Here is a 22,674-nt window from a genome sequence, read left to right on the forward strand (position 1 = left end):
GGCCGGGAGGGGTCGCCGTGCCGGCGGCCCGCGACCGACCTCGATCGCCGGACGAAAGGTAGCCGGGGTTACGGGCAGTCACAAGCCGGTGTAGCGGAGATCACGTAATGGTCACGTGACTGACGGATCGTCAATTATGCGACCGTGCCTGGTCGGGACGGTTCCGGCGACGCCTCCGGCGCGCGCTCCGGCGTGAACTCCACCGGCAGGGTGCGCAGTCCGCGCATGATGAGTCCGCCGCGCCACCGCAAATCGTCCGGTTCCGCCGCAAGTCGGAGGTCCGGCAGACGGGTCAGCAGGGTGGCGAGGGCGGTCTGCCCTTCGAGCCGGGCGAGCGGTGCGCCGAGGCAGTAGTGGATGCCGTGCCCGTAGCCGAGATGAGGATTGTCACGCCGCGTGAGGTCGAGCACGTCCGGCTCGTCGAAGCGGGCCGGGTCACGGTCGGCGGCGGCCAGCACCACCAGCACCGGGTCCCCCTCGGCGATCCGCTGCCCGCCCAGCGTCAACTCCCGGGTCGCGTACCGCCAGGTCGCCAGCTCCACCGGCCCGTCGTAGCGCAGCAGTTCCTCGACGGCGGTGCCGAGCAGCTCGATGTCGCCGGCCGCGATCGACTTCTGGAGCAGCTCCCGCTGGGCGGGGTGGCGGAGCAGCGCGTAGGTGCCGTTGCCGATGAGGTTGACCGTGGTCTCGAAGCCGGCGAAGAGCAGCACGAAGCACATCGCGGCGGCCTCGTTCTCGGTGAGGTGCTCGCCGTGGTCGGAGGCCCGGATCAGGCCGGAGATCAGGTCGTCGCCGAGGTCGGCCCGCTTGCGGTGGATCAACTCGGCCAGATACGCCCGCATCTTCTTCACGGAACGGGCGACGCCGCCACGCGGGCCCCCGCCGTGCCGGATCATCATGCCCGCCCAGTCGCGGAAGTCGTCCTGGTCCTCGGGCGGGACGCCGAGCAGGTCGCAGATCGCGTAGATCGGCAGCGGGAAGGCGAACTCGTGGATGAGGTCGGCGCTGCCGCGCCGCGCGAAGCCGTCGATCAGCTGGTCGGTCAGCTCCTGTATGCGCGGCGCGAACGCGGCGACCCGGCGCGGGGTGAACGCCTTGGAGACCAGGCGGCGCAGCCGGGTGTGGTCTGGGGGGTCGATGTTCAACAGGTGCGTCATGAGGTTGGCGCCACGCTCGCCCGGAATGCCCGTCTTGCCCTTTCCGTGCGCGGACTCGGAGTGGTGCACCGGGTTCTTCGACAGCCGCGCGTCGGCGAGCGCCTGCCGGGCGTCCGGGTACCGGGTGACCAGCCACGCCTCGACGCCGCTGGGCAACCGGGTCCGGTGCACCGGCGCGTGCTCGCGCAGCCAGGCGTACGCCGGGTACGGGTCCGCGGCGAACTGCCAGGAGAAGAGCGCGGGGGTCGGGCCGGCGGCGCCGGCGGTCACGGGGCAGCCAGCGGGGGCGGACGCTCCGGTGGGGACGGATGTTCCGGTTGGGGCGGACGCTCCGGTGGATCCGGGCGATCTCGTCGATCCGGTGGAAGGGCGGCCGGTCTCCGGGCCGGCGGCAGGGCCGGTCTCCGGGCGTTTCTCGGACCCGGTCTCCGTGCGGGCGTCGGTTCCGCTCTCCGGGCAGGCGTCGGGCTCGTGGTGCACACCTCGACCGTAACCGGTGCCGCACCCACCCCACGCGCCCGCGCACACCACCCCGCCCCTCCCCCTTCTCTCCGCAGGCGCCCCTACCCCGTCTGAACCCCCAGCCCCGCCAGAAACGCCGCCGCGGCCGGCGACGTCCCCAGCCCGCTCCACACCACCCGCTCGGTCCGCTCCGGCGCCGGCCGCACCCGGACCGTCCGCAGCCCGCCGAGCCGGCGGGCGAACGCCTCCGGCACCATCCCGATCCCCAGCCCGGCCCGCACCAGCTCCGCCATGAACTCCACCGTCGTCACCTCGAACGGCACCTCCGTCGTCAGCCCCGCCGCCCGGAACGCCTCGTCCCGCTGGCGGCGGGCCGCCGACCCCGCCGTCCAGTCCACGAACGTCTCCCGGGCCACCCGCGCCAGCGTCGTCCACTCCCGCCCTGCCAGCGGATGCTCCGGCGGCACCACCACGACCAACTCCCCGCGCGCCAGCACCTTCTCCCGCACACCGACCGTCCGCGCCCCGGGCGTCAGCCCCACGAACGCCACGTCCAAGGTGCCCTCCCGCACCGCGTCCAGCAGCGGATCGCTCATCTCCGTCCGAAGGCTGATCCGCACCTCCGGGTACCGGGCGCGGAACTCCCCCAGTTCTCGGGCGAGATCGACGGCGCTGACGGTCGAGATCGCCCCCACCGCCAGCCGCCCGCGCACCGCGCCGCTCACCGCCTCCACCTCCGCGCGCGCCCGCTCGGCCGCCTGGAGCGCCTGCCGGGCGACCGGAACGAAGGCTTCCCCCGCGGCGGTCAACCGCACGCTCCGACTGGTCCGGTCAAAGAGCCGCGCCCCCAACTCCTTCTCCAGCCGGGCGATCTGATGGCTGAGCGCGGACTGCACCACATGGCAGCGCTCCGCGGCCCGGGTGAACCCACCGGTCTCGGCGACCGCGACGACGTACCGCATCTGCTGGAGCTCCATGCGCGCGATCGTAAGCGCGTCCGTCCCCCTCCGATCCATCACTCAGCACGATCGATGCGATGAAAACAATGCATTGGACCGATCGATGCTCCGGGCCGGACGCTTGACCCCATGAGAACCGCTGCAGCGCGAGAAGAGACCGGACCGGGCGAGAACCCCGGCAGGGACGCGGGCCCCGGCCCGGAGGAACCCACCTCCCGACTGGGGCGCGGCACCCTCCTGCTGATGTCCGTCGCCGCCGGCCTCTCGGTCGCCGGCAACTACTTCGCCCAGCCGCTCCTCGACGTCATAGGCCGCGACCTCCACCTGGCCGCCGGCACCGCCGCCCTCGTCGTCACCGTCGCCCAGACCGGCTACGGCCTCGGCCTGCTGCTCCTCGTCCCGCTCGGCGACCTGCTGGAACGGCGCCGGCTCGCGGTCGTCCTGTGCGCCCTGACCGCCGTCTTCCTGACCGTGACGGCGAGCGCCCCGAACGGCACGCTGCTGCTGATCGGCACCGCCCTGACCGGACTCGCCTCGGTCGCCGCCCAGGTCGTCGTGCCGTTCGCGGCGACCCTGGCGGCGCCCGCCGAGCGCGGCCGGACCGTCGGCACCGTCATGACCGGCCTGCTGCTGGGCATCCTGCTGGCCCGTACGGCGGCCGGCCTGCTCGCCGAACTCGGCGGCTGGCGCACGGTCTACTGGGTCAACGCGGCCCTGATGCTGCTGATGGCGCTCCTCCTCCGCCTCCGCCTGCCGACCCTGCGCACCACCGTCGGCCTCCGCTACCCCGCCCTGCTCCGCTCGACGCTCGCCCTCTTCGCGCACGAGCCGGTACTGCGCTGGCGCGCCGCGCTCGGCGGCCTCACCTTCGCCGGCTTCAGCGTCCTGTGGACCGCGGTGGCCTTCCTCCTCTCCGGCCCCGCCTACGGCTGGCAGGAGTCGACGATCGGGCTGCTGGGTCTGGTCGGCGCGGCCGGCTCCCTCGCCGCCTCGATGGCCGGCCGGCTGGCGGACCGCGGCCTGGCCCACCGCGTCACCGGCACGGGCACGGTCCTGCTCCTCGCCTCCTGGGCCCTGTTGGCCGCCGGCGGCACGGGCGGCGGCTGGTCGCTGGCGGCCCTGCTGATCGGCGTGATCGCCCTGGACCTCGCCGTCCAGGCCGTCCACGTCAGCAACCAGAACCTCATCTACGCCGTCCGCCCCGAAGCCCGCAACCGCCTCAACTCCGCCTACATGACCAGCTACTTCGCCGGCGGCGCGTTGGGCTCCGCCCTGACGTCGTGGGTATGGGTCACCGCCGGCTGGGGCGGGGTCTGCACACTGGGCGCGACCCTGGCGGGGGCCGCGGTGGTGGTGTGGGGGATGGACCGTGCACGGAACACGCGGAGCACCCGGCCCGCCGGCTCCCCGACCGCCTGAACACCCCGCGCTCCTCTACTCCCCTACTCCTTATCCCTACTTCGCTACCTGGCGCAGTGGCATCCCGGCCACGACCGACTTCCCGCACGGATGGCGCGGCACCACCGCCCAAGCGGCGGAGACGGCATCCACGAGGACCAACCCTCGACCGCCACAAGCGGTGTCCGGGCCGGATGCCCTGATCGCCGGGCGGCCGTCTCCCGGGTCGGACACCGCCAACCAGTAGTGCCCGTCGGCGGGCCAGAGGAACAGTTCGACCCGCTGGTCTTCCGGGTCGCCCCCGAGGAGCGTCCCGTGCCGCACGGCGTTGGTGACCAGCTCCGAAGTCAACAGGACCAGGTCGTCCGCCAGTTGCGGGGCACAGTCGACGGGAAGCGCCCCGGCGACGGCCCAACGGGCGCGACGTACGGAAGCGGCGGTGGCGGGAAACGTCCAGCGCGCAGGAACGGCGGGAACGGCGTGGACACGAGGGTCGGCCAGGGACGGCGACGTCGGTGTGGACTGCGACGGAAACGGGATGACGGGCATGGTGGAACCCCTCACTGGCGTCGGATAGTTGGGCGCGTGCGCGCGTCGCGCACGGCGGATACGCGCTCCCGGCGCGCCGGTGGCCTGCCTCCCTGGGCGCGAGCACACCCGCCCCAGGGCAGGCGGGCACGCTCGCGCGGTGCGCTTCCGGCGGTTGCGGTGTGTGGCTTGCGCGTCACTTAACGCTAGCCATCAAGCCGGCAACGCGCCACCTCTCTGGTGGCATTTGCCACCAACGAGTTGGACGGGCGATGAGGCGTCGCGGCACACTGACCCCGATCCGATCCAGAGAGGACGGCATGGCGACGCGACGCACCCCAACTGAGCGTCAGAAGCGCTTGGGAGCCGAGCTGCGGAAGCTCAGGCTGGCCGCCGAAGTGAGCACCGACTACGCGGCCGGCCTGCTGGGCTTGGACCGGACGAAGATCTCCAACATGGAGTCCGGGATCCGCGTCATAACCCCCGAACGAGTGCGCACTCTGGCATGCAACTACGCGTGCTCAGACGCTGCTTACGTCGACGCCCTGGCAGCGATGGCAGACAAGCAGGACCCCGGTTGGTGGGAGGAGCATCGAGGCACGCTTCCGCCCGGACTTCTCGACATCGCAGAACTTGAGTGGCACGCGGAGCGACTGCTCACGGCGCAGACGGTGCACGTGCCCGGCCTGCTGCACACCGAGGACTATGCGCGAGCCGTGTTCGGCGCAGTTCTCCCGCCGCTGTCCCGCTTGGAGATCGAGCTCCGAGTGCACCACAGGATGGAACGGCAACGCATCCTCGATGAGGAGATCGCCCGGCCCTACGTCGGTTACGTCCATGAAGCAGCGCTGCGCATGCACTTTGGAGGCCGCAAGGTCGCCCAAGCCCAACTCGACCACCTCTGCGCCGCTTCGGAGCGCGAGCACATCTCGTTGCGGGTGATTCCCGTCGAGTGCGGCGTCTTCCCGGGCGCAGGGCACGCGCTGCTCTATGCCGAAGGCCCAGTGCCCCAGTTGGACACGGTCCAACTGGACTCGGCGCACGGGCCGGAGTTCACTCACGCCGAGGCTCAGCTCGCCAAGTACCGTGCGCACCTCGATTGGATGACGGAGAACGCCCTGAGTCCCGAGAAATCACGGGACTTCATCCACGCCATCGCGCGACAACTCTAGGAGACCGGATGTCGGACATCACCTGGGAAGAGCCCTTCTGCGGCGAAGGAAACAACTGTTTCCGCCTCGGCACCGACGCCGACGGCAACGCCTACATCGCCATCAACGGCAACGAAGACCACTACCTCACCGACTCCATAGACGCCCTACGCACGCTCGTCCGGGACATCAAGGCAGGCAAGGCAGATCACTTGCTCTGATCCGCTGGTCCGTTCGACTCCGGGGCGGGGGCCTCCCCGAGGGCGCGCTTGGCCCCGGGGTGCCCCAAGGCCGCCGCCTTGCGGTACCAGGCGGTGGCCTCGGCGTCCTCGCCCGCCTTCTTGTGGAGTTCGGCGAGGCGGAAAGCGCCGTAGGCGTCACCGAACTTATAGCCCTTGAGGTACCAGGTACGGGCCTCGTCGGGGCGGTCGTGCTCTTCGAGAAGTACCCCGAGGTTGCCTGCATCCAGGCCCTCACCTCGCTCGGCATCGTCCTGGAAATACCCTATGGCGTCTTCCACGGTGTCATCAGACACAGGGTGGAGGAAATCGGCGGCACACTCGTCGCCCAAAGCGGCCGCACGGCGCATCCAGACCTCAGCGGTCTTGTTCTCACGCAACAGCAAATGGACGATCCCCATGCCCCTTGCGACGGGCTCGTACCGGGCTTCGGCGGCATCCAGATAGATGTGGTGGGCGCCGTAGACGTCACCCTGACCAAGCCTCAGGTCTCCGAGCAGGTGACTGGCCTCCGCACTCCCGTGCCCCGCTCCGGCTGCGAACCAACGCTCAGCTCGATCCCGCAGCAACTTCCCCAGCAGTGTGGCGACTTCCGCGTCCCCTGCCTCCGCCGCAGCCTCAAGGAACGACTCGGCGACCTTCCCCTCACCCCGCTCGGCGAGGATCCGACCGAGCCGACCCGCCGACCGTGCCTCCCCGGCCTCGGCCGCCCGACGGAACCAGCGTTCGGCTTCGTCCCCTTCCCCCAGCGACTCAGCGAGCAGACCGAGGTTGTGGAGGGCGGAGGCGTCTCCGGCGTCAGCGGCACGCTGGAAAGCGACGCGTGCTTTCGCAGCAACCTCGGCGTAGTCATACGCCCCATCCATGCGGGCTACTTCCAGAGCGCAGCCCCACAACGGGCCGGGGACGTCTGGCAATTCCTGGATCGGGGACACCGTCTCAACGTAAAAAGGTGCGGCCCGCCAAGTATCTCCCGTGGCGCGGACGAGGAGCGACAGCAGACCATGACGCCGCTCTACCGCCCAGGCGAAGGCATCCTCGACGGACTCCCGTTCCATGCCTGCCACGTCCGCATACTCCTCGTGGGCCTTAAGGAGGAGGCCCTTGGAGAGCGGGCCAGTGAGACCGCAACGGGCGAGGTCCCAGGCCGCGCGGACCAGGGCGTGGCCGCGCGGATGGCGATCGGGGCGACGAGCACGCCACCACTCGTCCCAGAGGAGGGGGCCCAAGGCGAGATACGCAGCGACGCCCTCCGACCCACTGGACGAGACGGCACCTATCAGGCGCGGATCTCCGGTGCGTGCTGCCTCCCTCGCCAACCGCTCCCGCTCCGCCGGGCCCCACTCTCGCGCCAGTTCGACAATGTGGGCCAGGTCGAGGACTCTGCCGCCGGGCTGGGTGCGGCAGGCGTCGTAGGCGTCCTCCCGCATGGTGGCGACCACGACGACATGAAGTGCCGTCAACTGGGCGAGCAAGCGCGGTTCCAGTCCACCGTCGCCCAGGTGCTCGTCGAGGTCGTCGAGCCAGATGAGGTAACGCTCCGGACGGCCTTGCAGCAGGGCGGGCAGGCCGCGCAGATCCGTGCCGCGGGGTGGCGCGAACACCCTGCGGCCGGCCGAGCCTCTGGCCATTGCCTCCAATGCCGTGCGCGACTTTCCGGTGAACGGCTCGCCGAGCAGCAGCACCAGCCCGCCCCCGCGCGCCTCGCTCAGCGCTGCGTCGAGGTCGTGATCACGGTCGCGGAGCACATAGGCAGGGAGGGGCGGGTGACCGGGGGCGCGATGGGCGGGTCGCACGCCAAGGGCGATCGGGTCGACGCCCCCGGGCGTGGGCCAGCTCTCCGGGTCGGGGAGGGCGCCGGGGTAGGCGGTCGTGTGGAAGGTGAGCGCGCTGATGGCGCCCGCCTGGACGATGGGGCCATGGGCGGTGCCGCCAGAGACGAGGTTGCGGACGGCGACAGGGGTCCCGGCGGGGCCATGGGGCTCGGCGGGCGCGGACGCAGATAACTCGCCTACGAGAGAACGGAGTTCAGCGGCAGCACCGGAGTCGTTCTCCATCAACTCGCGCAGACAGATCTGCCACGTGGGCACGGACTCCGTGTCGCCGGCATACGACCCGTTCGGCATCTCGGGGAGCAACGTACTGTCGTCGTCCCGAACGCGGCGGAACATCTCCACGAGACGCCACCGGACGCCTTCCCACGCCTCGGTGCCCGCTGCGTGCACGAACGTCGTCGCCGCCCTAACCACCAGCTCCTCGTCCACCCACACCCCTCCCCCTCAACTCCCGTCCCCCCAACGGTACTAAGCCGCACCCCCGCAATCGTCACCACCGCATCCAAGAGAGTCGAGCCGCCGCCCTCAAGGCCGTCTCCGCGCGGCCGTGGCCGAGCCAGCGGGACGGGATAGAAGTTCGTGCAAGTCGATGGCACGTCGGGGTCCGTCGGGCGCATGCTCAAACCTGCTGATCGTCACCCACGGCAGGGGGAGGACACCATGGCTCTGCAACGGCTGGGCAAGGACCCGGAGAGCCCCAACAACGGCTCACCGACCGTGTACCTGGATGACGAGACCGGGAACTACATCCTGCAAGGATGGCGGGTGACGGACCCTGAGCGGCTTGGGCAGATGGACATCCCGGCCCATGAAACCGTGATCGAGTTTCCCAGGCGCATGATGCGGTTCTTCCCGGAGGTGAACGACGGTGACGACGGAGCCGACTTTTGAGGAGTTGTTCCGGTCTGCCCGGCACAGTGCCTGGCACTTCGAGAGCAGGGACGCGTACGCGCTGGATGCGGACTATCAGGAGTGGGCGGCGGGAAGCCGCTTCGATCCCACCGAGCGCTGGCCCTGGTGGATCGACCTCGTCTCTGCTTCGGTGGCCCGTGGCGTGGACGTGCGACGCGCGCGCATCGTCTCGGAACCCGTATCCAACTACATTCGATACGAGCACGCGTTGACCAGCGGACACAACATCAAGGCCGGCGAGTCAGTGCGCTGGCTGCCCCGTCGGCAGGCTTCTCCGCTGCTGCTGCCGGGGAACGACTGCTGGGTCTTCGACCGGTCGTCCGTGCTCTTCAACCACTTCAACGGTGACGGCGAAATGACCGGCGAGGAGTTGGTGACCGACCCCGCTGTGGTGCGCGCGTGCGTGACGGCCTTCGAAGCGGTCTGGGAACGGGCGACTCCGCACGAGGAGTACCGGCCGGTCTGACCGCACGCACCCGGAACACGCGAACGTGACGTCATCGTCCAGCATCCAGCAAGCCCGAGCAGCCCTCGGCAAGCGTCTGCGCGAGATCCGGAAGGACTCAGGTCTGACAGCGCGGGAGCTTGCCGCTCGGGCCGGCTGGCACGAGAGCAAGTGCAGCCGTATCGAGAACGGCCGTACCGGTCCGTCCGACGCTGATCTGCGGGTGTGGACGCTGCACTGCGGCGCGCAGGAGCAGACGGCCGATCTCATAGCCACCGCACGCAACATCGACGGCGCGTATGTCGAGTGGCGACGTCTGGAACGGTCCGGCCTCCGTCGGGCACAGGAGTCCGTCCTCCCGCTCTGGGAACGGACTCGGCACTTCCGCGCCTACTCATCGTGGCTGATCCCCGGCCCCCTCCAAACCCGCGCCTACATCGAGGCGTTGCTCAGGGCGATTCGCGACCGGCGCACCCTGCCCGACGATCTGGACCAGGCCGTTCAAGTCCGGGTGGACAAGCAACGCGTCCTCCACGAAGGGCCTCGCCGCTTCGCCATCCTGCTGGAAGAGAACGTCCTACGGCACCGCATCGGCGGAGCAACGACCATGTCCGGCCAACTCGGCCACCTCTTGTCCGTGGCCGCCCTCCCCAACGTCAGCCTGGGAGTGATCCCGCTCGACGCGGACCGCACCGCGCTGTGGCCGATAGAGGACTTCTGGATCTTTGACCACACCCAAGTCAACGTGGAACTGGTCTCCGCCTTCCTGACCATCACGCAGCCACACGAGATCAGCATGTACACCCGCACCTTCGCTGACCTGGCGGACTTGGCTGTCTACGGCGCCCCGGCGCGGGCGCTGATCACGGCGGCAATCGACTCCCTCGGGTGAGCAGGCGCAAGTCCGCGCAACTTCGTTGAGGCCAACTCCCCGCCGTCTCTAGCGTTGTTGCCATGCGGACCACGTGCGGGGACGGCTAGGTGCATGCCCAGCCCGGCACGTGAGTCCGTCACGTCTGTCCGGCGGAAGGTCAGAGCCGGACAACTTCCGCGCCGGTGACGGAAACCCTGGACAGGTAGAGCGCCGGGACGGGTGCCCCAACCGCAGAGAAGCCACTCTGCGGCTTATTGGCCATGCCCTCGACGGTACGGCGGCGTGGCCTCTCGCGAAAGAGGAGGTCAGTAATTGAGCGCTGCGAGTGTCGATACCTATGAAACGCGCACGCCCGACGCCGAGGGGTGGCGCGGTATCCCGTTCCGTCTTCCCAACGGCCTGGAAGCTGATGGCGGGAAACACGACGGTGGCCCCATGCCACCCGAGGCTCCGCGCGACCCGCAGCCGCAGCCGCAGCCGCAGCCGCAGCCGCAAGGAGGAGACGGCAAGTGACCCCGGTCCGCCCCCTTGGCGAAGTGACACTTCGGCGGTGAGGGCGTAACCACCGGCTCCGTCCGTGCACTGCGGTGCGTGGACGGAGCTCTGTGTTGTCCGCCCCTGCTCACCGGCGGAACTACCCCGCGCTCCCCTCCGCCGCCAGGACCGCGTCGCGGTAGGCGCGGGCCGCGGCGCGGAGGGCCGCTTCCGGGTCGGTGCCCTCGGATTCGGCGCGGACGGCGAGGGCCAGGAGTTCGTAGCCGATGCCCGGGCCGGTGGGGAGGGGCACGGTCAGGCCCGCCGTGCGGGCGCGGGAGGCCAGCTTGGCGGTGAGGGCGAGGCCGGGCTGGGCGAGGGGGACGCCCTCGGTGACGGAGTCGCGCTGCTTCTCCTCGGCCTTGGTGCGGAGCCAGTGGGCCTTGACGTCCTCGGGGGTCTCGGCGGTCTCGGTGCCGAAGACGTGGGGGTGGCGGTGGAGCAGCTTCTCGACGATCGTGCCGGCCACGTCGTCGACGGAGAACGGCTCGTCGGGGTCGTCCTGGGCGATCCGGGCGTGGAAGACGACCTGGAGGAGCACGTCGCCGAGCTCCTCGCGGAGCGCCTCGCGGTCGCCCTCCTCGATGGCCTCGACCAGCTCGTACGCCTCCTCGATGCCGTACTTGGCGAGGTCGCGGTGGGTGCGGATGCTGCTCCAGGGGCACGCGGTGCGGATCTGGTCCATGACCTGGACGAGGTCGAGCAGGCGGGCGCCGGGGAGGTCGTAGGAGCCGGGCAGCAGCTCCAGGTCGGGCATGGTCTCGCGGCCGGAGCCGGCCAGGCGGGCCAGGCCGTCGGTGAGGGCGCTCTCGCCGTCGGCGGAGGTGAGGACGACGGCGGTGCGGTCGCCGGGCACGACGTCGTCGACCAGCTCGCGGGCGGTGGGGGTGGCGATCTCCACCGCGATGCCGGCCTCGTGGAGGTAGGGAAGCTGGGGGTGGTCGGGGTCGGCGCACAGGACGCGGTCGGCGGTGCGCAGGGTCTCCCACGCGGGCCAGGAGAGCAGGCCGGGGGCGACCCGGTGGCTGGTCGTGAGCAGGACCAGGCGGCCGGTGCCGGGGGCCTCGGCGTGGGGCACGGCGGCGGGGGTGGCGTCTGCGGCGTCAGCGTTCACATCAACGAACGTAACGCACGGGACTGACAGTGCCCCGGGCGCCTGGACGCGAGGGCGGCGGCCGCCCCGCGACCCCGAGGGGAACGGGACGGCCGCCGCCCAGGTCCGCCGCCCCTACGCCTGCTGCTGCCGCGGCGTCGACGGGACGATCCACGGCTCCTTGGTCTGGCTGAGGATCACCTGCTGGTCGTCCCACGTGCCGTAGCGGGGGTTGACGTCGACGCCCAGGGAGCGGGACGTCTTCGCCAGGGCCTGGACGAGGGTGCGTTGGCCGGTGGGCGTGGAGCGGTCCGCGTGCAGGTGCTTGGCGAGGCCGTCGAGGAGGAGTTGGTTGCGGACCACCGCGTCGACGCGGTCGGGGGCGATGCCCTGTTGGAGCCACATCTGCTTCAACCGGGCCGGGCCGCCGGCCTGTTCCTCGGCCGCCGCGCGGCCCTTTTGGACGTCGGCGCGGGTGACCGTGACCCCGGCGTCGGCGGCGCTGCGGGCCAGCACCTCGTCGAAGATCATGCCGTTGAGGGTGGAGAGGCCGAGTCGGCCGGTGTTGGCGATCAGTTGGTTGCCCTCGGGGGACGCGGCCTGGGCGGCGCGGACGTCCTTCACCCGGGTCTGGAGCTGGGCGACGGTGATCCGCTTGCCGTCCACGATGGCGGCGGCGCCCGGGTGGGCCTCGGAGCCGCAGGCGGTGAGCAACGGGGTCGCGGCCAGCAGAGCGGCGGCGGCGGAAACGGAGAGCGCTGTCCTACGGCGGAACACATGGCCTCCCGGCGGATGCAGATCGTGCAACGGAACTGACAACGACGGAACTGACAACGACCGACCTGGTAACGACCTTGAGTGATCGATGCTAGGGATTCGGCGTGGCGCAGGCCACTGCTTCGGCCAACGAGCCGCGAGGAGGTCGGTTCCTTCGGCGGTGGTCCCTTCGGGCCGTCGGCTCGCCCCGCTGGCCGCCCCGGCCGCCCCCGGGCCCGGCCCGCCCCGTCCGGAACCCCCCACACCCACCCAGCCCCCGACCCGGATCCGCGCCCACCACGGTCCGGGCCAGGGGCCTTCTCGCGCCCGTGCGGCGCTACTTCGCCGTGAAGCGCTCCGGCGCCTGCGTCGGGTTCCCGCCGCCCGGCAGCGCCTCGCGCGGACAGGAGTTGAGGACCTTCGCCATCGCGGCCTTCTCCTCGCGGGTCACCCACAGCTCGTACTTCTTCTTCACCGCCACCTGCCGCGCGACATAGGTGCAGCGGTAACCGGCGTACGGCGGCAGCCAGTCCGCCGCGTCCCCGTCGCTCTTGCGGCGGTTGGCCGACGCCTCCACCGCGATCAGGTTCAGCGGATCGTTGGCCAACGCCACCCGCTTGCGGCCGTCCCAACTCCGCGCGCCCGTCTGCCAGGCGTCCGACAGCGCCACCACATGGTCGATGTCGATCGTGCTGCGCCCCCGCTGGTACTGCAACGCCTTCCCGGTGTACGGGTCCTTGGGCAGCGAGCCGGACACCACCACGCACTGCTTCGCGTCCCGGAACTTGGTGCCCCGCAGATCCCGCTTGAGTATGTCGTCACGGGTGCCGCAGCCGTTGCCGTCGGTGTCCGCCCAGGCCGTCCCGAAACGGTTCCGGGCGTAACCGGACTTCGTCCCCGCCCGCTTGACGGTCAGTGAATCCAACGTGCGCAGCGCGCTGCCCGGCTCCCCCTGCTTCCCGCCGCCCCCGGGAACCGACGCACCGTTCCCGGCATCTGAGGAGCCGCCACCGTGCCCGGAGCAGCCGGTGACCGCCAACAACGCGGCCAGAGAGGCAACGGCGAGGGCACGGGGAGTACGGGAGCGGGCGGCGGAGCGGCGGGCGATCGACTTCACGTCGGACATCCAATCCATGAGCGTGGCAACAGGGTTGCGGGACAGGTGAGCAAGGGGAGGGGCCGCCGGCGGACGCCGGATCGGCCCACATCCCGGTCGTATATCTTTTCGGAAAATCGAGAGTGAGGACGCCGCTCATGGACACGGCCGCAGCGACGGCGGCGGACGGCCGCTCCGGGCCCACCCCGTACCCCGCCGCACCGCACCGGCCGACCGCCCCTCAGATCCCGTCCCGGCTCGCCGCGCTCCGCGCCCCGCGCCTGGACCCGTACTGGATCGCCGGCCTCTTCTTCCTCGCCTACGCCGCGCTGTCCTTCTGGCGCTACCGCACCTTCTCCACCGTCTCCTGGGACCTGGGCATCTTCGAACAGGCCGTCCGCGGCTACGCCCACCTCCGGGCCCCCCTCGTCGACCTCAAGGGCCCCGGCACCAACATCCTCGGCGACCACTTCAGCCCCGTCCTGATCCTGCTCGCCCCCTTCTACCGGCTCCTCCCCTCCCCCCTGACCCTGCTCACCGCGCAGGCCGCGCTGTTCGCGCTCTCCTCGATACCCGTCACCCGCGCCGCCGCCCGCCACCTGGGCCGCCGGTGCGGGCTCGCCCTCGGCCTCGCCTACGGCCTGTCCTGGGGCGCCCAGAAGGCAGTTGACTTCGACTTCCACGAAATAGCCTTCGCGGTACCGCTGATCGCCTTCGCCCTCGACGCGGCACTGCGCGGCCGCTGGAACACCGCCGTGTACTGGGCCGCCCCCCTCGTACTGGTCAAAGAGGACCTCGGCGTCACCGCCGCCGCCATCGGGGCGCTCGCCCTGCTCCGCGCCCGCCGCCCCGCCCCCCTCCCGCTCGCCCTCGTCGCGTTCGGCCTGACGGCCACCGCCGTCACCCTCACCCTGCTCATACCCGCCTTCAACGGCTCGGGTTCATACGATTACTGGGCCAAGCTCGGCGACCACGGCGGGGCCGCCATCCCCCTCGACGTCGCGCTCCGCACCCTGCTGTGGGTACTGCTCCCCACCACCGGCCTGCTCGCCCTGCGCTCCCCCCTCCTCCTCGTCGCCGCGCCCACCCTCGGCTGGCGCTTCCTCTCCCACGAACCGCACTACTGGGGCACCGACTGGCACTACAGCGCCGTCCTGATGCCGGTCGTCTTCCTCGCCCTGGTCGACGCCCTCCCGCGCGCCCAAGCCTCCGCGCGCCCCTGGCTACGCTCCTACGCCCACCACCTGCCCGCCGCCGTCCTCGCCACGGCCCTCGCGCTCACCACGACGCTGCCGTTGGCGCGGTTGGGCGAGGCCGCGACGTACCGCACGCCACCGCCGGCGGTCGCGGCCGAGCGGCTGCTCGACCGGATTCCCGACGGGGCGACGGTCGAGTCCGACGTCCGCCCGCTGAGCCATCTCACGGGGCGGACGCATGTCTACTGGGCCGGCAACACGGGGGCGTTGGCGCCCGCTTACGTTGCCGTGCAGGCGCATGACGGCCAGGAGGCGGAGAAGGCGCTGACCGATGCGGAGGCCAGGCATCCGCGCTCGACGTACGTGGTGGTGGGGGCGGCGGGAGACGTGGTTCTCCTCCGCCGTTCTCTTTGATCCTCGCCGTTGTTGATGCCTCGCCGTGGGGGTTGCTCGCCGTTGGTGGGGGGGTTGTTTGTGGGGTGGGGCCGGCGGTGGGTGGTGGTGGGTACCGGGTGTGGGAGGGGGCCTCCGGCCCACCCCGCAGACCCCCGGCACCACACCACGGTCAGTGGGCGGCGTCCCCGCCCACACAACAACCAACAACAACGGCGAGGAAGCCAAACGCGCGGGTCAGCTCAGAATCGTCGTGAGGAACTCCCCAACCCACGCCAGCAGCTCACGCCCCACCACCGGCTTGCCCCCGATCCGCCCCGTCGTGGGCCGCGGCACCAACACGTGCCGCGTCGCCGGCTTGAGGATCGTACGGGGATGCAGCCGCTTCAGGCGGAGTTCCTGGGACTCGCGCAACTCCACCGGGCCGAAGCGGATGTTGGAGCCCTGGAGGGTGATGTCGGTGACGCCGCAGGAGCGGGCCAGCATCCGCAGACCGGCGACCAGGAGGAGGTTCTCCACCGGCTCCGGCAGCTTGCCGTAGCGGTCGGTGAGCTCCTCACGGACCGCCGCGATGTCCTCCTCGGAGTTGGCCGAGGCGATCGCCCGGTACGCCTGGAGGCGCAGTTGCTCGCCCGGCGCGTAGTCGTGCGGAACGTGCGCGTCCACCGGGAGCTCGATCTTGACCTCCAGCGGGGGCTCCTCCTCCACGCCGCCCTCCAGGGACGCGCGGTAGTCGGCCACCGCCTCCCCGACCATCCGGACGTACAGGTCGAAGCCGACGCCCGCGATGTGGCCGGACTGCTCGCCGCCCAGGAGGTTGCCCGCGCCGCGGATCTCCAGGTCCTTCATGGCCACGTACATACCGGCGCCCATCTCGGTGTGCTGGGCGATCGTGGCGAGGCGCTCGTGCGCGGTCTCGGTGAGCGGCTTCTCCGGCGGGTAGAGGAAGTAGGCGTAGCCGCGCTCGCGGCCGCGACCCACCCGGCCGCGCAACTGGTGCAGTTGCGAGAGGCCGAAGTTGTCGCCGCGCTCGACGATCAGGGTGTTGGCGTTGGAGATGTCGATGCCGGATTCGACGATCGTGGTGGAGACCAGGACGTCGAACTTCTTCTCCCAGAAGTCGACCACCACCTGCTCCAGTTGGGACTCGCCCATCTGCCCGTGCGCGGTCTGGACGCGCGCCTCGGGCACGATCTCGCGCAACCGGGCCGCGGCGCGGTCGATCGACTCGACGCGGTTGTGGATGTAGAAGACCTGGCCCTCGCGGAGCAGTTCGCGGCGGATGGCCGCGCCGATCTGCTTCTGCTCGTAGGGGCCGACGAAGGTGAGGACCGGGTGCCGCTCCTCGGGGGGCGTGGTGATCGTCGACATCTCGCGGATGCCGGTGACCGCCATCTCCAGGGTGCGGGGGATCGGCGTCGCGGACATCGTCAGCACGTCCACGTTGGCGCGCAGCTTCTTGAGCTGCTCCTTGTGCTCGACGCCGAAGCGCTGCTCCTCGTCGACGATGACCAGGCCCAGGTCCTTGAACTTCGTCTCGGAGGAGAAGAGGCGGTGGGTGCCGATGACGATGTCGACGGCGCCGTCCTTGAGGCCCTCCAGCGTCGCCTTCGCCTCGGTGTCGGTCTGGAACCGGGACAGCGCCTTGACGTTGACCGGGAACTGGCCGTAGCGCTCGGTGAAGGTGCCGTAGTGCTGCTGGACGAGGAGGGTGGTGGGCACCAGGACCGCCACCTGCTTGCCGTCCTGGACCGCCTTGAAGGCCGCGCGGACCGCGATCTCGGTCTTGCCGTAGCCGACGTCGCCACAGATCAGCCGGTCCATCGGGACCGACTTCTCCATGTCCTCCTTGACCTCGGCGATCGTGGTGAGCTGGTCGGGCGTCTCCGCGTACGGGAACGCGTCCTCCAACTCCCGCTGCCAGGGCGTGTCCGGGCCGAAGGTGTGGCCGGGCGCCGCCATCCGCGCCGAGTACAGCTTGATCAGGTCGGCGGCGATCTCCTTGACCGCCTTCTTGGCGCGCGCCTTGGTCTTCGTCCAGTCCGCGCCGCCGAGCCGGTGCAGCGTCGGCGCCTCACCGCCCACGTACTTGGTGACCTGCTCCAACTGGTCGGTGGGGATGTAGAGCCGGTCCCCGGGCTGGCCGCGCTTGGCCGGCGCGTACTCCACCAGCAGATACTCGCGGGTGGCGCCCTGGACGGTGCGCTGCACCATCTCGATGTACCGGCCCACGCCGTGCTGTTCGTGGACGATGAAGTCGCCGGCCTGAAGGGTCAGCGGATCGATCTGCTTGCGGCGGCGGGCCGGCATCCGGGCGGCGTCCTTGCCCGCGGCCTTCTGGCCCGACAGGTCCGTCTCCGTCAGCACCGCGACCTTCAGGCCCGGATCGACGAAGCCGTTGTCGATCGAGCCGCACGCCACGTGCACCACCGACGGCGCGATCGCGCCGAGATCGGCCTCCAGCCGGGCAGCGATGCCCTCCCCGCCCAGCACCTCGACCGTACGGGCCGCCGGGCCGTGCGCCTCGGTGACGAACACCGTGCGCCAACCGTCCGCCAGCCACTGCTTGGTGTCGGCCAACGCCCGCTGGGTGTCCCCGCGGTACGTCTCCGGGGCGTGCATTCCCAGCTTCAGGGTGTCCCCGTCGCCCTCCACCTCCTCATCGGCGGCGAACGGCGAGACCGACCACCACGGCATGCCCAACTCCCGGGCGTGCTCCCGGACATCGGCGATGCCCCACAGGGACGCCGCGCCCACGTCGATCGGCGCCTTGCCCCCGCCGGCGCTCGCCGCCCAGGACGCCTGGAGGAACTCCTGGCTCGTCGCCACCAGGTCCGCCGCCCGGGTCCGCACCCGCTCCGGATCGCAGACCACCGCCATGCTGCCGACCGGCAGCACGTCCAGCACCAGCTCCATGTCGTCGACGAGCACAGGGGCCAGGGACTCCATGCCCTCGACGGCGATCCCCTCGGCGATCTTCCCCAGCAGCTCGCCCAGCTCCGGATGGTCCTCGGCCAGCGCCGCGGCCCGCTCCCGCACCTCGTCCGTCAGCAGCAGCTCCCGGCACGGCGGCGCCCACAGGCCGTGCTCGGCCACCTCCAGGGAGCGCTGGTCGGCGACCTTGAAGTACCGGATCTCCTCGACGTCATCGCCCCAGAACTCCACCCGCAGCGGGTGCTCCTCGGTGGGCGGGAAGACGTCCAGGATGCCGCCGCGGACCGCGAACTCGCCGCGCTTCTCGACCAGTTCGACCCGCGCGTAGGCGGCCGCCGCCAGGCCGTCGACGACCTCCTCCAGGTCGGCCGTCTGCCCCGTCCGCAGGCTCACCGGCACCAGCTCGCCCAACCCCTTGACCTGCGGCTGGAGCACCGAGCGGATCGGCGCGACCACGACCGAGACCGGGCCGGCCGTCGGGTCGTCGGCGCTCGGGTGCGCCAGGCGGCGCAGCACCGCCAGGCGCCGGCCGACGGTGTCCGAGCGCGGCGAGAGGCGCTCGTGCGGCAGCGTCTCCCAGGACGGGAACTCCACGACGGAGTTCTCCTCGCCGGCCGGCATCAGCGAGCGCAGCGCGGCGGCCAGGTCCTCCGCCTCCCGGCCGGTGGCCGTCACCGCCAGTACCGGGCGGCCGGCCTGCCGCGCCAGCGCCGCCACCGCGAACGGGCGGGCGGCCGGCGGCCCGACCAGATCGACATGCGGGCGGTGCCCGTCGGCCGCGGCCTTGACCGCTTCGGCGAGCGCCGGGTCCCGTACGACGGCGTCGAGCAGACCACTCAGGCTCATGAAAGGTTTCCGTCCCAGCGAGGCGAACAACGCGACCGGTCCGCCACCCCTCGCATAGGCGCCGACGGGCGCAATCGGACCAGGGCTGACCACCTTACGCTTGCCCACCGACAACCAGCCGCCCCGACGACCGCCCGCCGCCGTCCCACCCTGCGAGAAGCCCCGTTCCGCCCGGCCACCGCGCGTGCAAGGGTGTCCCCGGAATCGTGCCGACTACACGTATACGCGCCGACCCCCCGTACCCGCGCCAGCCGCGACCGGGCGACGGGTCGGCCCGCACGGCAGGAGGGGGCCCCGGTGAACCGCACCACCCAGGACAGCCACGGCGACAGCCACGAGACCGACCAGAACGGCACCGCCCCGAACGACGGCACCGGGAACCGACCATCCGGCGCCCGCACCGAAGCCCGCCGCGGCCCCGTCGTCGCCGCCCTGATGCTCGGCATGGCGCTGGCCGCCCTCGACTCGACGATCATCGCGACCGCCGTCCCCCAGATCGTCGGCGACCTCGGCGGCTTCGCCGTCTTCTCCTGGCTGTTCTCCGGCTACCTCCTCGCCGTCACCGTCACCCTCCCCGTCTACGGCAAGCTCTCCGACACCCACGGCCGCAAGCCGATCCTGCTCACCGGCATCGTCCTGTTCCTCATCGGCTCGCTGGCCTGCGCCGGCGCCTGGAACATGGGCTCCCTGATCGCCTTCCGGGTCCTCCAGGGACTGGGCGGCGGCGCCCTCCAGGGCACCGTCCAGACCATCGCCGCCGACCTCTACCCGATGAAGGAACGCCCCAAGATCCAGTCCAAGCTCTCCAGCGTCTGGGCCGTCTCCGCCGTCGCCGGCCCCGGACTGGGCGGCCTGCTCACCACCTACGGCGACTGGCGCTGGATCTTCCTCATCAACCTGCCCGTCGGCACCGTCGCCCTCTGGCTGATCGTCCGCCACTTCCACGACACCCGACGCGACCACCCCACCACCACCGGGCAACGCACCCGCGTCGACTGGCCCGGCGCCCTCGCCATCTTCGCCGCCGGCGGCCTGCTGCTCACCGCCGTCGTCCAGGGCGGCACCGCCTGGCCCTGGCTCTCCGCCCCGTCCCTCCTGCTGCTCGCCGGCAGCGCCGCGGCCACCGCGGCCACCGTCCTGATCGAACGCCGCGCCGCCGACCCGATCATCCCCGGCTGGGTCTGGCGCCGCCGCACCATCTCCGCCGTCAACCTCGCCCTCGGCGCCCTCGGCCTGCTGATGGTCGCGCCCGCCGTCTTCCTCCCCACCTACGCCCAGGCCGTCCTCGGCCTCGCCCCCACCGCCGCCGGCTTCGTGCTCTCCGTGATGACCCTGAGCTGGCCGCTGTCCACCGCCCTCAGCAGCCGCGTCTACAACCGCATCGGCATCCGCAACTGCGCCCTCCTCGGCATCGGCGCCGCCACCCTCGTCCTGGCCGCCTTCCCCCTGCTCCCCTACCCCGGCGCCGCCTGGCAGCCCGCCCTGCTCATGCTCGCCCTCGGCGCCGCCCTCGGACTCTTCCAACTCCCGCTGATCATCGGCGTCCAGTCCTCCGTCGGCTACGCCGAGCGCGGCACCGCCACCGCCTCCATCCTCTTCTGCCGCCAGGTCGGCCAGTCCCTCGGCGCGGCCCTCTTCGGCGCCATCGCCAACGCCACCCTCAACGACCGCCTCACCCAAGCCCCCACGGCCATCCGCGCCGGCCTGCCGCACAACCTCGACGCCGTCTCGCACGCCCTCCAACACGCCGGCACCCTCGTCACCGGCGCCGCCGACTACCTCCGCCGCGCCGTCGCCACCTCCGTCGAGCACGTCTACCTGGGCGCCGCCGGGGCCGCCGCCCTCGCCTTCCTCGCCGTCCTCCTCCTCGCACCCCGCCGCTTCCCCCTCCACGCCGAGGCCCGTCCGGGGGCGGGGGCGGCTCCCCCCTCTGCCGCATCGGACGGGGGCCACGCGCCCGCCCCGGAGGGCGGCGAGGACAGTGGGAACGGCGACGACAACAGGAGCGCCCGGGACGTCAACGCCAGGGGCGGACGAGGCAGGAGCGAGGGCCGGGGCGGGAAGAACGGCGGGGGCGGCGCCACGGACGACGCCGGCGATGCGACGGGCGATACCACTGGCAACGCCTCGGGCCTGCGGACCGATTGATCGCCGCTGGCGCGCAACGGCCTGTGGCCCGGGCCGCGGACGGGCCGCCGCCCTCCGCCAAGACCGTCTGCGGCCCGGGCCACCCGGCCGCGGGATCGACGTCGTACCGGCTAACGCCGCCCCGAACCGCGCCCGTCCACCCGCGGCAGCTCCGTCTCCAACGTCTCCTCGTCGTCCGGATCGTGGTCCGCCCGCGCACCGGCCCCGCCCCCCGAAGCGGAACCAGACCCGGAAGCGACGGGAGCCCCCGCCCCCGGGTCGACGAAGTCCGCCGGGTCCTTCCCCGTCAACGCCGCCAGGCTGTTGCGCACATGCGTCATATGGATCCGAAGCTCCTCGCGCTTCTCGTCGTGCTCCCGCACGACCCGCTCGGCGGCCCGCTCGATCCGCTCCGCCTCGACCCGGGCCTGCGCCAACAGCTCCACCGCCTGCGCCTCGGCGTCCTCGGACCGGTGCCGCGCGGCCTCCTCGGTCTCCGCCGTCAACCGCCGCCGCTCGGCCCGCACCGCCTCGCCGTGCGCCTCCAACTCGGCGACGCGCTGATCCATCTCGGTGTCCAGGCCCGCCAGTTCCCGCTCCAGGGCGTCCCACTCCTCGGTGTGCCGCACCTCCTGGTCCTTCAGCAACTGCTCGGTGCGCCGCCGGGTCTCCGTCAGCTCCGCCGCCGCCAACGTCCGCAGCCGCTCGGCCTCCTCGATGGCCTCCGCCACGAGCTGCGCCACCTCTTCGGCGGCCGCCTTCTCGATGCGCCGCGCGTCCTCCTCGGCCTCCGCGCGCATCCGCTGCGCCGCCTTGTCCGCCGCGGTCTGCGACTCCTGCGCGAACCCGGCCGCGTCGTCATGCGCCTGCTCCGCGTCCGCCTCCGCCCCGGACCGCAGCCGCGTCGCCTCGGACTCCGCCGTCGTCAAGATCAACCGGGCCTGCTTGCCCAGCGTCTCGTACGTCTGCTCCGGAAGCTGCGCCACGTACGCGTGCAATTCGGCGAGTTCGGCCTCCATCTCGTTCGACAGGACCGTCAACCGGGCAGCGCGCTCCCAGCAGGAATCACGGTCGATCGAGAGCCCCTCAACGCGCCGATCCACGTCCTCCGGGCGATAGCCGCGCCCTCGCACGGTTTCGAACCCGTATGGCGAAACCGAAGTACTCATCCCTCAAGCCCCTCTCCCTGCGCACGCAGTCGCGCGGACCCGCATACTTCCGCACAGTCCCGCGCACATCTTTCTGGATCGGCCCGAAGCGGCTTCATCACGACACTCCGCCCATTCCCTCCCCCAAGGATGCGTCATTTGCCACCAGAAGCCGGAATTGGATCTTCGCCCGCGAGGGGGGTTGGCCGGGACCCGCCCTGACGCCCTCGACGGCACAACGCCGCCCCCACGCCACGGTTACGGCACCCCTGCATTCCGCCGGCTTTCACCCACTTCCGCCACCCGGGCCGCCACGCACCATCCCGACTCCACCGGCACCTCCGACTTCTCCGGCATCTCCCACACTCTGCCGATTCGCCGACTCCACCGGACCTGCCGGCACTGGGTCACACACCATGGCGACGGGAGGGGCGGCCGGACCCTGCCGGCACCGGGCCGCCCGCCGTGACGACGGGAGGGGCGTTCGCGGCCGGGCCCGGCGTTGTTGGCCAGGGCACGGTGGGGCGGGCGCCTTGCAGGCTCCGTATTGATGGAGGTTTCCGTGGTTCCCAGCCTGTTGGTGGCCACCCG

At 71.6% G+C, this 22,674-nt stretch carries 17 protein-coding genes; 8 read left to right on the forward strand and 9 right to left on the reverse strand.

The window, feature by feature from the left end; genetic code table 11:
* Nucleotides 1-134 precede the first annotated feature (134 nt).
* The gene (locus tag ACIQU6_RS14480; RefSeq protein ID WP_403481939.1) at nucleotides 135-1,427 is read right to left on the reverse strand and encodes a cytochrome P450; all 1,293 of its coding nucleotides are present in this window, start codon (nucleotides 1,425-1,427) and stop codon (nucleotides 135-137) included.
* 293 nt (nucleotides 1,428-1,720) lie between these two features.
* The gene (locus tag ACIQU6_RS14485) at nucleotides 1,721-2,596 is read right to left on the reverse strand and encodes a LysR family transcriptional regulator (protein WP_403481940.1); all 876 of its coding nucleotides are present in this window, start codon (nucleotides 2,594-2,596) and stop codon (nucleotides 1,721-1,723) included.
* Between the two features lie 111 nt (nucleotides 2,597-2,707).
* Here ACIQU6_RS14485 and ACIQU6_RS14490 point away from each other — a divergent pair, with 111 nt between their 5' ends.
* Complete coding sequence (locus ACIQU6_RS14490) at nucleotides 2,708-3,997, forward strand: MFS transporter (RefSeq protein WP_403481941.1); 1,290 nt, start codon at nucleotides 2,708-2,710, stop codon at nucleotides 3,995-3,997.
* Between the two features lie 36 nt (nucleotides 3,998-4,033).
* On the opposite strand, the gene ACIQU6_RS14495 is transcribed toward ACIQU6_RS14490, so the two are convergent.
* Nucleotides 4,034-4,525, reverse strand: a complete 492-nt coding sequence (locus ACIQU6_RS14495) for an ATP-binding protein (RefSeq protein ID WP_403481942.1) — start codon at nucleotides 4,523-4,525, stop codon at nucleotides 4,034-4,036.
* A 299-nt stretch (nucleotides 4,526-4,824) separates the two neighbouring features.
* On the opposite strand from ACIQU6_RS14495, the gene ACIQU6_RS14500 reads away from it, so the two are divergent.
* Together ACIQU6_RS14500 and ACIQU6_RS14505 are read left to right on the forward strand one after the other, a co-directional pair.
* On the forward strand, nucleotides 4,825-5,676 hold the full coding sequence (locus tag ACIQU6_RS14500; RefSeq protein WP_403481943.1) for a helix-turn-helix domain-containing protein: 852 nt from the start codon (nucleotides 4,825-4,827) through the stop codon (nucleotides 5,674-5,676).
* A gap of 8 nt (nucleotides 5,677-5,684) precedes the next feature.
* Nucleotides 5,685-5,876, forward strand: a complete 192-nt coding sequence (locus tag ACIQU6_RS14505) for a hypothetical protein (RefSeq protein WP_403481944.1) — start codon at nucleotides 5,685-5,687, stop codon at nucleotides 5,874-5,876.
* On the opposite strand, the gene ACIQU6_RS14510 is transcribed toward ACIQU6_RS14505, so the two are convergent.
* Entirely contained in the window at nucleotides 5,864-8,158 is a 2,295-nt protein-coding gene (locus ACIQU6_RS14510; RefSeq protein ID WP_403481945.1) for a tetratricopeptide repeat protein, read from the reverse strand. The two genes, ACIQU6_RS14505 and ACIQU6_RS14510, sit on opposite strands and share 13 nt — an antisense overlap.
* Nucleotides 8,159-8,389: 231 nt before the next feature.
* Between ACIQU6_RS14510 and ACIQU6_RS14515 the strand changes: the two genes are divergently transcribed.
* Genes ACIQU6_RS14515 through ACIQU6_RS14525 form a run of 3 tightly spaced genes read left to right on the forward strand, consistent with a single transcriptional unit; the run spans nucleotide 8,390 to nucleotide 9,978 of the window.
* Nucleotides 8,390-8,620, forward strand: coding sequence for a hypothetical protein (locus ACIQU6_RS14515; RefSeq protein WP_403481946.1), 231 nt, complete (start codon nucleotides 8,390-8,392; stop codon nucleotides 8,618-8,620).
* Nucleotides 8,598-9,107 carry a DUF6879 family protein gene (locus ACIQU6_RS14520; protein WP_403481947.1) on the forward strand — a complete coding sequence of 170 codons (510 nt, stop codon included), beginning with the start codon at nucleotides 8,598-8,600 and terminating at the stop codon, nucleotides 9,105-9,107. Before ACIQU6_RS14515 ends, ACIQU6_RS14520 begins: the two co-directional genes overlap by 23 nt.
* Before the next feature lie 25 nt (nucleotides 9,108-9,132).
* On the forward strand, nucleotides 9,133-9,978 hold the full coding sequence (locus ACIQU6_RS14525) for a helix-turn-helix domain-containing protein (RefSeq protein ID WP_403481948.1): 846 nt from the start codon (nucleotides 9,133-9,135) through the stop codon (nucleotides 9,976-9,978).
* A 616-nt stretch (nucleotides 9,979-10,594) separates the two neighbouring features.
* On the opposite strand, the gene ACIQU6_RS14530 is transcribed toward ACIQU6_RS14525, so the two are convergent.
* The 3 genes from ACIQU6_RS14530 to ACIQU6_RS14540 form a co-directional block, all read right to left on the reverse strand.
* Nucleotides 10,595-11,608 (reverse strand): nucleoside triphosphate pyrophosphohydrolase, encoded by a 1,014-nt coding sequence (locus tag ACIQU6_RS14530; protein WP_403481949.1) that lies wholly within the window; start codon nucleotides 11,606-11,608, stop codon nucleotides 10,595-10,597.
* Nucleotides 11,609-11,722: 114 nt separating this feature from the next.
* A complete protein-coding gene (locus ACIQU6_RS14535) occupies nucleotides 11,723-12,364 on the reverse strand; it encodes a SurA N-terminal domain-containing protein (protein WP_403481950.1) in 642 nt (213 codons plus the stop codon).
* Between the two features lie 316 nt (nucleotides 12,365-12,680).
* Nucleotides 12,681-13,469: an HNH endonuclease family protein gene (locus tag ACIQU6_RS14540; RefSeq protein ID WP_403481951.1), complete on the reverse strand. Its 789-nt coding sequence runs from the start codon at nucleotides 13,467-13,469 to the stop codon at nucleotides 12,681-12,683.
* Between the two features lie 128 nt (nucleotides 13,470-13,597).
* Here ACIQU6_RS14540 and ACIQU6_RS14545 point away from each other — a divergent pair, with 128 nt between their 5' ends.
* A complete protein-coding gene (locus tag ACIQU6_RS14545) occupies nucleotides 13,598-15,049 on the forward strand; it encodes a DUF2079 domain-containing protein (RefSeq protein ID WP_403481952.1) in 1,452 nt (483 codons plus the stop codon).
* Nucleotides 15,050-15,265: 216 nt separating this feature from the next.
* Here the strand turns inward: ACIQU6_RS14545 and mfd are convergent, their stop codons facing one another.
* Entirely contained in the window at nucleotides 15,266-18,808 is a 3,543-nt protein-coding gene (gene mfd, locus ACIQU6_RS14550; RefSeq protein WP_403481953.1) for a transcription-repair coupling factor, read from the reverse strand.
* Nucleotides 18,809-19,243: 435 nt separating this feature from the next.
* On the opposite strand from mfd, the gene ACIQU6_RS14555 reads away from it, so the two are divergent.
* Entirely contained in the window at nucleotides 19,244-20,956 is a 1,713-nt protein-coding gene (locus ACIQU6_RS14555; protein ID WP_403482043.1) for an MFS transporter, read from the forward strand.
* Nucleotides 20,957-21,066: 110 nt separating this feature from the next.
* On the opposite strand, the gene ACIQU6_RS14560 is transcribed toward ACIQU6_RS14555, so the two are convergent.
* Nucleotides 21,067-22,038: a cellulose-binding protein gene (locus ACIQU6_RS14560; protein WP_403481954.1), complete on the reverse strand. Its 972-nt coding sequence runs from the start codon at nucleotides 22,036-22,038 to the stop codon at nucleotides 21,067-21,069.
* Nucleotides 22,039-22,674: the final 636 nt, after the last annotated feature.

Source organism: Streptomyces sp. NPDC090442 (assembly GCF_044769405.1).
Taxonomy (GTDB): domain Bacteria; phylum Actinomycetota; class Actinomycetes; order Streptomycetales; family Streptomycetaceae; genus Streptomyces.